Annotated in this window: 11 protein-coding genes; 8 read left to right on the top strand and 3 right to left on the bottom strand. The window is 69.6% G+C overall.

Features of this window, described 5'->3' with window-relative positions:
* Window positions 1-23: 23 nt before the first annotated feature.
* Entirely contained in the window at window positions 24-1328 is a 1305-nt protein-coding gene (locus tag ACTF4R_RS04910) for an MATE family efflux transporter (protein ID WP_440007566.1), read from the top strand.
* A 66-nt stretch (window positions 1329-1394) separates the two neighbouring features.
* Entirely contained in the window at window positions 1395-2066 is a 672-nt protein-coding gene (locus tag ACTF4R_RS04905) for an alpha/beta hydrolase (RefSeq protein WP_440006720.1), read from the top strand.
* A gap of 66 nt (window positions 2067-2132) precedes the next feature.
* Here the strand turns inward: ACTF4R_RS04905 and citZ are convergent, their stop codons facing one another.
* Window positions 2133-3272, bottom strand: coding sequence for a citrate synthase (gene citZ / locus ACTF4R_RS04900; RefSeq protein ID WP_440006718.1), 1140 nt, complete (start codon window positions 3270-3272; stop codon window positions 2133-2135).
* Window positions 3273-3503: 231 nt separating this feature from the next.
* Here citZ and ACTF4R_RS04895 point away from each other — a divergent pair, with 231 nt between their 5' ends.
* Complete coding sequence (locus ACTF4R_RS04895; RefSeq protein WP_440006716.1) at window positions 3504-4691, top strand: potassium channel family protein; 1188 nt, start codon at window positions 3504-3506, stop codon at window positions 4689-4691.
* Here ACTF4R_RS04895 and ACTF4R_RS04890 read toward each other — a convergent pair.
* Both ACTF4R_RS04890 and ACTF4R_RS04885 read right to left on the bottom strand, forming a co-directional pair.
* On the bottom strand, window positions 4688-4963 hold the full coding sequence (locus tag ACTF4R_RS04890) for a DUF7536 family protein (RefSeq protein WP_113274443.1): 276 nt from the start codon (window positions 4961-4963) through the stop codon (window positions 4688-4690). The genes ACTF4R_RS04895 and ACTF4R_RS04890 overlap by 4 nt on opposite strands.
* Before the next feature lie 47 nt (window positions 4964-5010).
* Window positions 5011-6381: an MFS transporter gene (locus ACTF4R_RS04885; protein ID WP_440006714.1), complete on the bottom strand. Its 1371-nt coding sequence runs from the start codon at window positions 6379-6381 to the stop codon at window positions 5011-5013.
* Window positions 6382-6529: 148 nt separating this feature from the next.
* Here ACTF4R_RS04885 and ACTF4R_RS04880 point away from each other — a divergent pair, with 148 nt between their 5' ends.
* The 5 genes from ACTF4R_RS04880 to ACTF4R_RS04860 all read left to right on the top strand — a co-directional run bounded on the left by ACTF4R_RS04880 (window position 6530) and on the right by ACTF4R_RS04860 (window position 13395).
* Window positions 6530-7486, top strand: coding sequence for a succinylglutamate desuccinylase/aspartoacylase family protein (locus ACTF4R_RS04880; protein ID WP_440006713.1), 957 nt, complete (start codon window positions 6530-6532; stop codon window positions 7484-7486).
* A gap of 60 nt (window positions 7487-7546) precedes the next feature.
* A complete protein-coding gene (locus ACTF4R_RS04875; RefSeq protein WP_440006711.1) occupies window positions 7547-8869 on the top strand; it encodes a pyridoxal-phosphate dependent enzyme in 1323 nt (440 codons plus the stop codon).
* 230 nt (window positions 8870-9099) lie between these two features.
* Window positions 9100-11049 carry a threonine--tRNA ligase gene (thrS, locus tag ACTF4R_RS04870; RefSeq protein ID WP_440006709.1) on the top strand — a complete coding sequence of 650 codons (1950 nt, stop codon included), beginning with the start codon at window positions 9100-9102 and terminating at the stop codon, window positions 11047-11049.
* 92 nt (window positions 11050-11141) lie between these two features.
* Window positions 11142-11858 (top strand): phosphoribosyltransferase family protein, encoded by a 717-nt coding sequence (locus ACTF4R_RS04865; protein ID WP_440006707.1) that lies wholly within the window; start codon window positions 11142-11144, stop codon window positions 11856-11858.
* Window positions 11859-11985: 127 nt separating this feature from the next.
* Window positions 11986-13395: an NCS2 family permease gene (locus ACTF4R_RS04860; protein WP_440006705.1), complete on the top strand. Its 1410-nt coding sequence runs from the start codon at window positions 11986-11988 to the stop codon at window positions 13393-13395.
* Window positions 13396-13475: the final 80 nt, after the last annotated feature.

Here is a 13475-nt window from a genome sequence, read left to right as displayed (position 1 = left end):
TGTTCGACCTCTCGTGGCCGGTGATGGCCGAGCAGGTGCTCCGCACGCTGATGCGGACCACCGACATCGTCGTCACGGGGCTGTTCTCGCCCGCCGCGGTCGCGGCCATCGGTCTCGCAGACCTCTACGCGCGCCTCCCGCTCCGCATCGGTCTCGGACTCGGCGGCGGTGCCATCGCGCTCTCCAGCCAGGACACCGGCAGCGGCGCGACCGCGAACCGCGACGAGGCGGTCACGCAGGCCATCCTCGTCGGCGCGCTCACCGGCCTGCCGTTCGTCGCGTTCGGACTGCTCGCGGGGGAGTTCGCCATCTCCGTCCTCGGCGCGCCCGACCGCGTGGCGGCGATGGGCGGCACCTACCTCGCCATCATCTTCGTCACCGCGCCCGCCCGCCACGTCGCGCTAATCGGCGCGCGGTCGCTCCAGGGCACCGGCGACACGCGCACCCCGATGTACGTCAACGTCGTCTCGAACCTGCTGAACATCGGGGGCACGGTCGCGCTCGGCCTCGGTCTCGGTCCGTTCCCGGAGTGGCGCATCGTCGGCGTCGGGACCGCCACCGCGGTCGGCAACGTCTTCACCGCGGTCGCGCTCCTGCTGGCCATGCGCACCTCGTGGACGGCGGCGTCGTTCGTCCGGCCGCGCGACTGGACCATCACGCGCCAGTTGCTCACCGTCAGCGCGCCGCGCATCGCCGAGGGGCTGGCGGCGACCGTCGCCGAGTTCCCGTTCAACGCCATCCTGCTGTCGTTCGGGACGTCGGTCAACGCCGCCTACCAGATCGGTCGCCGGGTGTACCAGCAGGTGACCGGACCGCTCTCGCGAGGGTACAACGTCGCGGCCAGCGTCGTCGTCGGGCAGGCGCTCGGCGACGGCGACCCGGACCGGGCGCGGTTCGAGGGCTGGGCGACGACCGCGCTCGGTCTCCTGACGGTCGGTACCATCGGCGTCGCGCTGTTCGTCGCCGCGGAACCGCTCGTCCGCCTGTTCACCTCGGACGCGAGAACCGCGCGTTACGCCGCCGAGTTCGCCCGCACCTACGGCGTCGCCGCGCCGTTCCTCGTCTCCTACGTGGTCCTCGCGGGGTCGCTGCAGGGCGGCAGCGACACGAAGACGCCGTTCCTCGCGCGGACGACCGGCATGTTCGGCTTCATGGTCGGCTTCTCGTGGCTGTTCGGCGTCTACCTCGGCTACCGCGTCGTCGCGGTGTACGCCGGCATCCTGCTGTACTACGTCTGGGCGACGGCGGTCGTCGGCGCCGGCTTCTACTGGGGCGGCTGGGCTCCCCGCGCGGCGAAGATGATGGCGGAGCGCGGAAGCACGGAGTAGCCGGCGGAGAGCGGAAACGGGGAAGCGGCGGAAACTGTAGGTGTCGCGAGCGCGAACCCCGCACCGATGACCTGGTTCGCCACCGACGCCGTCGACGGCCCGCACGCCAATCAGCCGGTCGCCACCACCGGCGCGTCGCCCGACGAGGCCGACGCCGCGGTGGTGCTCGCCCACGGCCGCGGCGCGACGGCCGAGGGCATCCTCGACCTCGCGGACGAGTTCCGGCGGGAGAACGTGGCGTACGTCGCGCCGCAGGCGGCCGGGAACGAGTGGTACCCGCAGTCGTTCCTCGCGTCCATCGACGCGAACGAACCGCACCTCTCGTCCGCGCTGGCGCTGTTCGGAACCGTCGTCGACGGCCTCGCGGCGGCGGGCGTCGCCCCCGAGCGAATCCTGCTCTCCGGCTTCTCGCAGGGAGCGTGCCTGACGACGGAGTACGCCGCGCGCAACGCCCGGCGGTACGGCGGCGTCGCCGGACTCAGCGGCGGTCTCATCGGACCGGACGGGACGCCCCGCGACTACGACGGGTCGCTCGACGGGACGCCCGTCTACCTCGGCTGTGGCGACCGCGACCCTCACATCCCCGTCGAGCGCGTCGAGGAGACGACGGCGACGTTCCGCGACCTGGACGGCGACGTGACCGAGCAGATATTCGAGGGGATGGGCCACGGCGTCGTCAAGCCGGAACTCGACGCGGTCGAGGCGATGCTCGACGTCCTGCTCGACGGCGGCGAGTGAGCGCTCGCGAGGCTCGGTCGCGTACTCGACTCGTCGAAAATAGGCGGTCGTCCTGCGGTTACCGGTTCAGCGCTCGTCGAGCGGAACGAACTCCTGGTTCTCCGGACCGACGTACTTCGCCCGCGGCCGGATGAGGCGATTGTCGTCGTACTGCTCCAGGACGTGGCCGACCCAGCCGCCGACCCGGGACATGGCGAAGATGGGCGTGTAGACGTCGATGGGGATGCCCATCTGGTAGTACGTCGACGCGGAGTAGAAGTCGACGTTCGGCGCGAGGCCCTTCTCCTCCTGCATGTACTCCTCGATAGCGACGGACATCTCGTACCACTTCGTGTCGCCGGCGGCCTCGCCGAGTTCCTCGCTCTTCTCGCCGAGAATCTTGGCACGGGGGTCCTTGACGTTGTAGACGCGGTGGCCCATGCCCATGACGCGGTCGCCGCGGTCCAGTGCGTTCTTCACCCACTCGACGGGGTCCTGGTCGGCGTCGTCGACCTCCTTGAGCATCTTCATGACGTTCTGGTTCGCGCCGCCGTGCAGCGGACCGGCGAGCGTCCCGATGGCGCTGGTGATAGCGCTGTGCACGCCCGAGAGCGTGCTGGACGTGACCATCGACGAGAACGTCGAGGCGTTCAGGCCGTGGTCGGCGTGGAGCACGAGCGCCATGTCGAACGTCTCCGCGAGCACCTCGTCCGGCTCCTCGCCGTTGAGCATGTAGAGGAAGTTCTCGGCGTGGCCGAGGTCCTCGCGCGGCTCGACCGGTTCGTCGCCGTTCCGGAAGCGGTCGAACGCCGCGATGATGGTCGGAATCTTGGCGGTGATGCGCCGCCCTTTCCGGAGGTTGGCCTCGTAGTCCTCCGGGTCCGTCTCGGAGTCGTCGGGGTCGTAGGCCGACAGCATCGAGACGGTCGTCTGGAGCGCGGCCATCGGGTCGGCGTCCGCTTCGGCCAGTCGGCGGACCGTCGACAGGACGTCCTCGTCGACGGAACGCTCGTCGGCCATCGACTCGCTGAACGAGTCGAGTTCGTCGCGATTCGGGAGGGAGCCGTGCCAGAGGAGATAGAGCACCTCCTCGTAGCTCGCCTCTCGTGCGAGGTCCTCGATGGCGTATCCGCGATAGATGAGTTTGCCTGCGTCACCGTCGATGTGACTGAGAGCCGACTCAGCGACTACCACGCCCTCCAGACCTTTCTTGACCTCGTCTGACATACTGTAAGAGTTGATTGGCAACCCCGAAAAGGATTATCGTTCGTGGCGGATGTGAATTCGGCGAACAGGTCGGTTCCCGTCGGAATCTCCGTGTGCGCCCCGCTCTCTCGCCGGCGAGAGGACGGACGGGGGCGACTCGCTCGACGCGAACCGGCGGTCCACCGCTGGTCCACCGCCGGTCCCGGGACCGCGCTACGAACGTTTTTACGAGCAGCCGACGAATCCCGACGTATGGATTCCGCGAGCGAGGTGGAGTACGAACCCAGGAGCGTCAAGGAGGTGCTCGCGGAGATGAAAGACACCGCGGAGCTGCTCATCGACCTCTCGTTCTCCGCAGTGCTCAACGGCAGCGACGACATCGCGACCGAGGTACTCGACCTCGAAGACCGGATGGACGTGCTCCAGTTGCAGGCCCGGATGAGCCTGCTGATGGCGGCGCGGAGCCCGGACGACGCCGAAGAGCTCGCGCCGGTGCTCGGCGTCGTCGGCGCGGCGGAGAAGATAAGCGACGCGGCCGGCGACATCGCCAAGGTCGTCCTCGAGGACATCGGCCTGCCGGAAGCGATGCGCGCGTCGCTCCCGGAAGCCATCGAGTCGCTCCTGCGCGCCGAAGTCGTCGACGGCTCCGAGCTGGAGGGGACGACGCTCGGCGCGCTGAACCTGGAGACCGAAACGGGCGTCCGGGTCATCGCCATCCACCGCGGCGGCGACTGGCTGCTCAACCCGGACAGGGACACCGACCTTCGCTCCGGCGACCGCCTGCTGTTGCGTGGGCCGGACGAGGGCATCGCGACGGTGTACGAGGCCGCGACGGGGACGGCGTACGAGTCGCCGGAACCGCCGACGGACGACGACGCCGACCTCGAACGCGCCGTCGACTCCATCGTCCTGATGAAGAACATGAGCGAACTCGCGGTCGACCTGGCGTACGGGAGCGTCCTCTTCGACAGCGAGGGTGTCGCCGAGGAGGTCGTCGAACTCGAGGCGGAGGTCGACGCGCTGCAGTCGCGCTTCGAGGCGTGGGTGCTCCGGGCGGCCGCCCAGACCGACGACCCCGTCTCGCTGCGCGGACTCGTTCACCTCGCCAACAGCACCGAGGTCATCAGCGACGCGGCGGTCGAGATAAGCGAGGGCGTGCTCCGCGGACTGGGAACCCATCCGGTGGTCGAGCAGGCCATCGAGGAGAGCGACGAGGTCATCGTCCGCGTCGAAGTCGCGGCCAGCAGCCGGTTCGACGGGACGACGCTGGGCGACGAGCGGGTCGAGACCGAGACGGGGATGCGCGTCATCGCGGTGCGCCGTCCGCCGGCGGACTGGGTCATCTCGCCGGGACCGGCGACGGAACTCGGCGCCGGCGACGTGCTGCTGGCGAAGGGAACCCGTTCGAGCGCGGAACGGCTCCGGGAACTCACCAGCTAGTCGACCTCGCGGGCCAGCCGTCGAGCCGAGAGCGCCACGAGCACGGCCGTCACGAGCGCGCCGAGCGTCAGCGCCAGCACGACGCCGAGGGCGAGGAAGGTCAGGGGGCCGCCCGCCTGACCGCGGACCGACCCGACGACGCCGACCCTGAAGGCGTACAGCAGCACCGCGACGGCGACGCCGACGGCGAAGCCGACCGCCGCGTTCCGGCGGACGTCGAGCGCCTCGACGAGGTTGTTCGCCGGTGGACGGTCGGGAACGTCCCGTTCCATGGGCGAGCGTTGGTCCGGTCGGTGAAAGGCACGTCGGTCACGGGACGTCAGGCGTACGCGTCCAGTTCCCGGCCGAACGCGACGAAGTAGGCGACGCCTCCGAGTCCGACCACCGTCGCGAGACCGAACGCGAGCGCGGGACCGCCGACCGTCGCCCCGACGACGCGCGTCGATTCGAGTCCGTAGAGCCAGCCGCCGACCGCCGCGCTCGGAATCGTTATCGCGTTCCTGACGAGGTAGTACGACCCCACCACGCGGCCGCCGGCGTCGGCCTCCGCCGGGCCGACGATGAGCGCCTTGTGCGCGGGCAGGCCGGCGAACCGCAGGCCGGAGACGGCAAAGAGCAGCGTGACGAGCGCGGTCTCGGAGAGCGAGACGCCGCCGAGCAGCGGGACGGTGGCCGCGACCCCGCCGTCGGGCGCGGTGACCAGCAGGGCGGGGAAGACGGCGTAGACGACGAACCCGAGCGCGACGACCGGCTTGAGTCCGACGCGCTTTGCGAGCTTCGCGACGGGCACCATCGTCGCCAGTGCAACCGCCATCTCGACGGCCAGCAGCACGCCGAAGAACGCGTCCGGGCCGAGGTAGCCGACGACGGGCAGCGTCGCCGACACCTCGAGGTACTGCGTGACGACGAGGACGACGAAGACGTACACCATCCCGTTCCCGAACCGGACGAGCGTGTCGCCGACGAGCAGGGGCCGGAGCGTCGCGGGCATCGTCCGCAGGTCGTCGACCACCTGCGAGACGCCCTCGAACGACTTGCCGAGCGAGTCCTCGCTCGCCTCGTAGAGGACCCGCTGGGCGACGGTGGCGACGAGGCCGAACGCCGCCGCCACGCCGAGCACGTACCGGAATCCGGGGTCGAAGCCGTAGGCCGCGATGAGTCCCGCCGCCAGCAGCGGGCCGAGCAGGAACGCGGTCCGCCGGAACGTCTCGGTGCTGGCGAACCCCGTCGCGAGTTCGGTGGGCGGGACGCTCTGTTTCACGATGGCGAAGGTCGCGCCGAGTCCGAACGACTTCCAGGCCTGCGCGAGCGCGAGGCCGACGAAGAGCCAGCCCCACGCCGGAACGCCCGGAACCGCGCCGAAGGCGGGCGCGCCGAACCACAGCAGGAAGCCGAGCGTCGACGCGAGGCCGAAGAGGGTGAGCGCGGTTCGCGAGCCGATGCGGTCCGACAGCGCGCCGCCGGGATAAGGGTAGACGGCGCTGATGAGGTTGCCGAAGCTCCCGTAGAGACCGATGACGACGCTCGTCGCGCCCAGGAACTCGAAGTACCGGCCCATGTACCGGCCGGTCATCTGGAAGCCGAGGCTGAACGCGAACATCGCCAGCGAGAGGACGAGTACGTCTCGCTCCAGCGCCAGGAACTGCCGGAACGGCGCGAGCGCGTCGACGCGCTCCTCGTCGGTCGCCATGTGCGGGAGTTGCGCGTTCCGTGGCAAAAAGATACGGTAGCTACGCGCACGCACGGCTGGCTCCGGAGGGGGATCTCCTCGCCCGACGAAAGGGCGAGAACGTAGTAGACCGAACGGCTAAAGGCAGTTCGGTCACGGTGTAACTGTAATGACAACGCTCGGAACGGCGAGCGCGGCCCCCGGGGAGATGGACACGGGCCGGCTTGCGGTCGGTGAGACGCGCGACGGGAGCCAGTTCGGCCTCCCGGTCGCCGTCGTCAACGGTGCCGACGACGGAGACACCCTGTACCTCCAGGCGGTCAGTGACGGCGACGAACTCAACGGTCTCGGCGTCGTCCAGCGGGTCGTCCCGCAGCTCGACCCCAAGCAGCTCGCCGGCACGGTGCTCGTGGTCGGCGTCGTCAACTACCACGGCTTCCAGGTGGCGGAGCATCGCAACCCCATCGACGACACGAAGATGAACCGCACCTACCCCGGCAACGAATCCGGGACGTCGAGCGAACGCATCGCGGCGGCTACCTTCGAGGTGGCCTCGCGAGCGGACCTCGTTCTCGACCTCCACCAGGGTTCGACCAGTCGGATGCTCAACGAGGCGCGAGTGCGCTGTGGCCCGCGCCACCGCCTCCACGACGCCTGCCTGGAACTCGCGAAGGTGTTCGGCTGCGGGTACGTCCTGGACCAGAAAGGGCCGGACGGCCAGCTCGCCCGCGCCGCGCCGGACGAGGGTATCCCGACCATCGACCCCGAACTCGGCGGCTCCGTCGGCTGGGACGAGGAGAGCATCCGGTACGGCGTCGAGGGCGTGTTCAACGTCCTCCGGCACTACGGCTTTCTCGACGGCGACGTGGAACTCCAGCCCCAGACCCGGGCGACGGGGTTCGACCGCTACGGCGCGCCCAGCGGCGGCGTCGTCGACTTCGAGAAGGACCTCGGCGACGCCGTGGAACCGGGCGACGTGCTGTTCGAGGTGACCGACGTGTTCGGCACGCTGAAGGCGGAGGTGACGGCGGACCAGCGGGGCATCTTCTGGCGCGCGCGTCGCCTCCCCCAGGTCGCCACCGGCGAGTACGTCTGTTCCGTCGGCACCGACGTGGACGAGTACTGAACGCCCGATTCTCGCCCGGCGTCCAACAAGTATTGATACGTGGAGCCGAAAGCCGGGAGTATGCCCTCCCCGCTCGTCTGTCCCGACTGCGGTGCGACCTACGACCCCGGCCCCGGAGAGCCGTGGCGCTGCGACTGCGGTCACCCCCTCGAGTTCGCCGAGCGCCCGCTCCCGGACGGCCCCGCCCCCGACTTCTCCGAACTCGACACGCGCGAGGGGCTGTGGGCGTTCGAGGAGTTCCTCCCGGTCCGCCGCGTCGTCAGCCTCGGCGAGGGGTTCACGCCCCTGGCCGACGCCCCCGACTGGGACGCGCAGTTCAAACTCGACTGCGTGTTCCCCTCCGGGAGCTTCAAGGACCGCGGCGCGACCGTCACCCTCTCGCGGGCCGCGGAACTCGGGGTCGAGAGGGTGCTCGAAGACTCCTCGGGCAACGCCGGCGCGGCCATCGCCCAGTACGCCGCGCGGGCGGGAATCGACGCCGACATCTACGTCCCCGCGGACGTCAAGGAGTCCAAGCTGGCCGCCATCGAGCGCTCCGGCGCGACCACGGTGAGAGTCGAGGGGAGTCGCCAGGACGTGACCGACGCCTGCGTGCGGAGCGTCGAGGGCGCGGGGCGACGGCCCGCGGAGGATGAGGGCGCGGGGCGACGGCCCGCGGAGGATGAGGGCGCGGGGCGACGGCCCGCGGAGGATGAGGGCGCGGGGCGACGGCCCGCGGAGGATGAGGGCGCGGGGCGACGGCCCGCGGAGGATGAGGGCGCGGGGCGACGGCCCGCGGAGGATGAGGGCGCGGGGCGACGGCCCGCGGACAGCGAGAGCGGGCGAAACCCGCGACAGTCGGGCGAGGGCTGGTACGCCAGCCACGCCTGGAACCCCGCCTTCTTCGCGGGGACGATGACGTTCGCCCTGGAGGTCGCGGCCCAGCGCGACTGGTCGGTGCCCGACGCCGTCGTCACGCCGCTGGGCCACGGCACGCTCTTCCTCGGCGCGTACCGCGGGTTCCGCGCGCTCGTCGACGCGGGCTGGACCGACGAGATGCCGCGCCTGCTCGGCGTCCAGGCGAACGGCGTCGCGCCCATCGCCGCGGAACTGCACGGCGACGCCGACGGCGAGCGCAACGACGTGGCCGACGGCATCCAGATAACCCGTCCGGCGCGCCGCGACCAGATACTCGACGCGGTCGAGGCGACCGACGGCGACGCCATCGCGCTCGACGCCGACGTCACCGACGACGCCCTGGACGCGCTCCGCCGGTCGGGCTTCTACGTCGAACCGACTAGCGCGGTCGCCGTCGCCGGACTGTCCGCCTACCGCGAGCGCGGCGTCCTCGGCGACGACGAGGACGTCGTGGTCGCGCTGACCGGGAGCGGGCTGAAGTCGTAGGTCGCGGCCCGACGCCGAAACCGACGGAAGATACTTATACGATTCCGTAACTATCACGAGTGAGCACACGATGGCTGGTGGCTACTTTACACGCCGGGCGTTCGCCCGATAACCACCTAGCCCCAGCCATCGTCGACTTCCTGCCCGCTCTCGCACGCCCCGGAGCCTCGCCTCCGGGCCGTTCGCGTCGCTCACGAACGCACCGCGAGCCGCGGCACCCTTCTCGACACATGTCACGACAAGATTCAGAGTCACGGGTAGTGGTATCGCTGCCGGACGGTTCCGAACGCGCCTTCCCGGAGCCCGTCACGGTCGAAGACGTGGCCTACGACGTCGGTCCCGGCCTCGGCGACGACTGCGTCGCCGGCCTCGTGGACGGCGAGCTGGTCGCGCCCGAACAGCGCATCGAATCCGACGTCGACCTCCGGGTGGTCACCCCCGACTCGGAGGTCTACCGCCGCGTCCTGCGTCACTCCGCTGCGCACGTCCTCGCGCAGGCAGTCCTGCGGCTGTATCCGGACGCGAAGCTCGCCATCGGTCCGCCGACGGACGAGGGCTTCTACTACGACTTCGACGGCGTCGACGTGGCGGAGGACGACCTCGACGCCGTCGAGGCCGAGATGCGGGACGTCGTCGAGGCCGACCACGATATCGTCCGCGAGGAGGTCTCGCCCGAGGAAGCCCGCGAGCGCCTCGCCGACCAGCCGTACAAGCGCGAGTTGCTCGACGACGTCGTCGACGCCGGCGAGCCGGTCACGTTCTACCGGCAGGGAGAGTTCGTCGACCTCTGTGCGGGACCGCACGTCGCGTCGACGGGCGACGTCGAGGCGTTCTCGCTGCTCGAAATCGCGGGAGCGTACTGGCGCGGCGACGAGGACGAGCAGATGCTCACGCGAATCTACGGTACGGCGTTCGAGTCCGACGACGACCTCGACGCCTACCTCGACCGGCGGCGGAAGGCCGAGGAGCGCGACCACCGGAAGCTCGGCCGGGAACTCGACCTGTTCTCCGTGCCGGACCACTCGCCGGGCTGTCCCCACTACCACCCGAACGGGATGACCGTCCGCCGCGAACTCGCGGAGTTCGTTCGCGAGAAGAACGCCGAACTCGGCTACGACGAGGTGTCGACGCCCGAACTCAACAAGGCCGACCTCTGGAAGCCGACGGGGCACTACGACGCCTTCCGCGAGGAGGGCGAGATGTTCGCGTGGGAGCAAGGGGGAACCGAGTACGGTCTCAAGCCGATGAACTGTGCGAACCACGCCCACCTCTACGACCGGCGGCGCTACTCCTACCGCGACCTGCCGGTGCGGTTCTCGGAGTTCGGCGACGTCTATCGCAACGAGCAGTCCGGCGAACTGTCGGGCCTGCTCCGCGTGCGCCGGATGACCCAGGACGACGGGCACGCGTTCGTCCGCCCCGACCAACTCGAAGCCGAACTGACGCGGACCATCCGTGTCATCGAGGACATCTACGACGAGTTCGGCCTCGAAGTCCTGTACAAGCTGGAGACGAAGGGCGAGAACGCGGTGGGCAGCGACGAGATATGGGAGACGGCGACGGACGCGCTGCGCGCCGCCCTCGACGCCGAGGGGCTCGCCTACGACGTCGAGGCGGGCGAGGCCGCGTTCTACGGTCCGAAGATCGGTCTCGACGTCCGCGACGCCATCGGCCGGGAGTGGACCATCGGCACCGTGCAGGTGGACTTCAACATCCCCGAGCGCCTCGACCTCGTCTACGTCGACGAGGACAACGAGGAGCGCCGCCCGGTCGCGGTCCACCGCGCCCTGCTCGGGTCGCTCGACCGGTTCATGGGCGTCCTGATAGAGCATCTCGGCGGCGACTTCCCGACGTGGCTCGCGCCCGAACAGGTGCGCGTGCTCCCCGTCACCGGGGACGACCGCGAGTACGCCCGCGACGTCGCGGACGCGCTCGGCGAGTTCCGGGTCGACGTCGAGGACCGCGACTGGACGCTCGGCAAGAAGATACGCGCGGCCCACGACGACCGCGTCCCCTACATGCTCGTCGTCGGTAGCGAGGAGGCCGCCGAGGGAACCGTCTCCGTCCGAGACCGCGCGGAGCGCGAAGCGGGCGGCGTCGACCTCGCCACGTTCTGCGAGCACCTCGACCGCGAGTGCGACGAGCGCCGACTCGAACCGGACTTCCTCGCGGACCGCTGACCGGCACCGCCGGTCGAGGTACACGCCCGTGTCTAGTCGTTCCCGGTTCGGCATCGACGTGTTCAAGGTTACGCGAACGTGAGGGTCGGGGTATGAACCGTGCAGAGAAGGCGAGCCTGCAGTTGCAGGCCGTCTCCGTTCTCCGGATGCTGAAAGAGACTCGGACCTACGACGAACTCGCCGCGGTGACGGGACTCCCGGCCGGCGACCTGAACCGGTACGTGAACGGTCACGTCCTGCCGAGCGCCGACCGCGCCGAGACGGTCGTGTCGGGCGTCGGCCGCGAGGAACTGGCCGAGGAACTCCACGCGCGGACGCGACTCGACGCGGACGGATACGTGGACAACTCCGCCGTCGTCTTCGACCAGTCGTTCCTCGACCTGGTCGCGCCCGTCGCCGCGGAGACGTTCGACTTCGGCCGGCCCGACGTGGTGCTGACGGCGGCGACGGACGGTATCACGCTCGCGTCGGCGATGGCGAGCTACTTCGGCGCCCGGTCGGCGTACGCGAAGAAGTCGAAGGAGACGGCCGTCGAGGAGTTCATCGAATCGCGCCAGCGCCTCGCGTCGGGCATCGAACTCACCTACTACCTTCCGGCGTCGGCCATCGACCCCGGCGAGACGGTGCTCGTCGTCGACGACCTCGTCCGCTCCGGCGAGACCCAGGAACTCCTGCTCGACATCGCCGAGCGCGCCGACGCCGACGTGGGCGGCGTCTTCGCGCTCATCGCCGTCGGCGAGGAGGGCATCGAACGCGCGAAGTCCTGTACGGACGCGCCGGTCGGCGCGCTCACCACGTTCGAGGAGTGAGCGTCGGGTCGCCGGGCGGCGGCGACGCCCCGTCGTCACCAGCGGAATATGCAAATATGTGTATACGAATCCGTTCTCAGACGGAAATAGTTAAATGCTCTCTGTTCTGGTTGCTCAAACGTGCATCATGGGCGCGCTAGCTGACTACTTCGAGTTCGACGAACACGACACGGACCTCGCGACGGAGGTTCTCGCGGGAATCACCACGTTCCTGACGATGTCCTACATCGTCGTGGTCAACCCCGCCATCATGACGATGTTCCCGGGCGAGAACGGCAAGCCGGGCATCGCGCTCCAGAACTACTCCCCCATGGAGGTCCAGCAGATGCTCGCCGTCGTCACCATCCTGGCGTCGGCGGTCGCCATCTTCGTGATGGCGTTCTACGCCAACCGACCGTTCGGGCAGGCGCCCGGACTCGGTCTCAACGCCTTCTTCGCGTTCACCGTCGTCGGGACGCTGGGCATCCCGTGGCGGACGGCGCTGGCCGCCGTCGTGACGGAGGGCGTCATCTTCATCGTCCTCACCGCTATCGGCGCGCGGGAGTACATCATCCGGCTGTTCCCCGAACCGGTGAAGTTCGCCGTCGGGACCGGTATCGGCCTCTTCCTCGCCATCATCGGCCTGGAGGAGATGTACGTCGTCGTCGACGACCCGGCGACGCTGGTGACGCTGGGCAACATCGCCCAGGACCCCGTCGCGCTGCTGTCGGTCGCCGGCCTCTTCCTCACGCTCGCGCTGTACGCCCGGGGCATCCCCGGCGCTATCGTCCTCGGCATCCTGCTGACCAGCGCCGCCGGCTGGGTCGCGGCCTCGATGGGGTACGTCAGTCCGCATCCCGGAAGCCCGCTCGCGCCCAGTATCCCTGACCCCCAGTACGACATCACGCCGCTCTTCGGCGCGTTCCTCGACGGGTTCCGGAACGTCGACGCGTTCGCGTTCTCGCTCGTCGTGTTCACCTTCTTCTTCGTGGACTTCTTCGACACCGCCGGGACGCTGACCGGCGTCGGTCAGGTCGCCGGTTTCCTCGACGAGAACGGCAACCTGCCGGACATCGACAAGCCGCTGATGGCGGACGCCATCGGCACCACGGTCGGCGGCATCCTCGGCACCTCCACAGTGACGACGTACGTCGAGTCCGCGACGGGCGTCGAGGAGGGCGGTCGGACGGGCATGACTGCGCTCGTCGTCGGCCTGCTCTTCCTCGCGGCGCTCGCCGTCGTCCCCCTCGCCGCCGCGATTCCGCTGTACGCCTCCCACATCGCCCTGGTGGTCGTCGCCATCATCATGCTCGGCAACGTCACCGACATCCAGTGGGACGACGTCACCTACGCCATCCCCGCGGGCATGACCATCCTCATCATGCCGCTGACGTTCTCCATCGCCTACGGCATCGCCGCCGGTATCGTCTCCTACCCGATCGTGAAGACCGCGACCGGCGAGTGGCGCGACGTGCGCCTCGGCCAGTGGCTGCTCGCGCTCGCGTTCGTCTTCTACTTCTTCGTCCGGACCAGCGGCTTCCTCCAGGCGCAGGTCTGACCGCGTCCGGTCCGGCGGTCGTTTTTCGCTCGCTCGGCGGTCGTCCGGGAGCGACGAGTGATTCCCCGCAATTGACGTTT

The organism is Halomicrococcus pelagicus, from assembly GCF_051917725.1.
Taxonomy (GTDB): domain Archaea; phylum Halobacteriota; class Halobacteria; order Halobacteriales; family Haladaptataceae; genus Halomicrococcus.
Note: the sequence above shows the minus strand (reverse complement) of the source record. Positions and strands in the feature narration are given on the sequence as shown.

What these genes read in the sequence shown, in the direction of transcription:
- ACTF4R_RS04865 (WP_440006707.1), top strand. Translation starts at nt 11,142, where the DNA reads ATGAACCGTGCAGAGAAGGCGAGCCTGCAGTTGCAGGCCGTCTCCGTT.
- ACTF4R_RS04890 (WP_113274443.1), bottom strand. Translation starts at nt 4,963, where the DNA reads ATGGAACGGGACGTTCCCGACCGTCCACCGGCGAACAACCTCGTCGAG.
- ACTF4R_RS04910 (WP_440007566.1), top strand. Translation starts at nt 24, where the DNA reads ATGGCCGAGCAGGTGCTCCGCACGCTGATGCGGACCACCGACATCGTC.
- ACTF4R_RS04875 (WP_440006711.1), top strand. Translation starts at nt 7,547, where the DNA reads ATGCCCTCCCCGCTCGTCTGTCCCGACTGCGGTGCGACCTACGACCCC.
- ACTF4R_RS04895 (WP_440006716.1), top strand. Translation starts at nt 3,504, where the DNA reads ATGGATTCCGCGAGCGAGGTGGAGTACGAACCCAGGAGCGTCAAGGAG.
- ACTF4R_RS04880 (WP_440006713.1), top strand. Translation starts at nt 6,530, where the DNA reads ATGACAACGCTCGGAACGGCGAGCGCGGCCCCCGGGGAGATGGACACG.
- citZ (WP_440006718.1), bottom strand. Translation starts at nt 3,272, where the DNA reads ATGTCAGACGAGGTCAAGAAAGGTCTGGAGGGCGTGGTAGTCGCTGAG.
- ACTF4R_RS04860 (WP_440006705.1), top strand. Translation starts at nt 11,986, where the DNA reads ATGGGCGCGCTAGCTGACTACTTCGAGTTCGACGAACACGACACGGAC.
- ACTF4R_RS04905 (WP_440006720.1), top strand. Translation starts at nt 1,395, where the DNA reads ATGACCTGGTTCGCCACCGACGCCGTCGACGGCCCGCACGCCAATCAG.
- thrS (WP_440006709.1), top strand. Translation starts at nt 9,100, where the DNA reads ATGTCACGACAAGATTCAGAGTCACGGGTAGTGGTATCGCTGCCGGAC.
- ACTF4R_RS04885 (WP_440006714.1), bottom strand. Translation starts at nt 6,381, where the DNA reads ATGGCGACCGACGAGGAGCGCGTCGACGCGCTCGCGCCGTTCCGGCAG.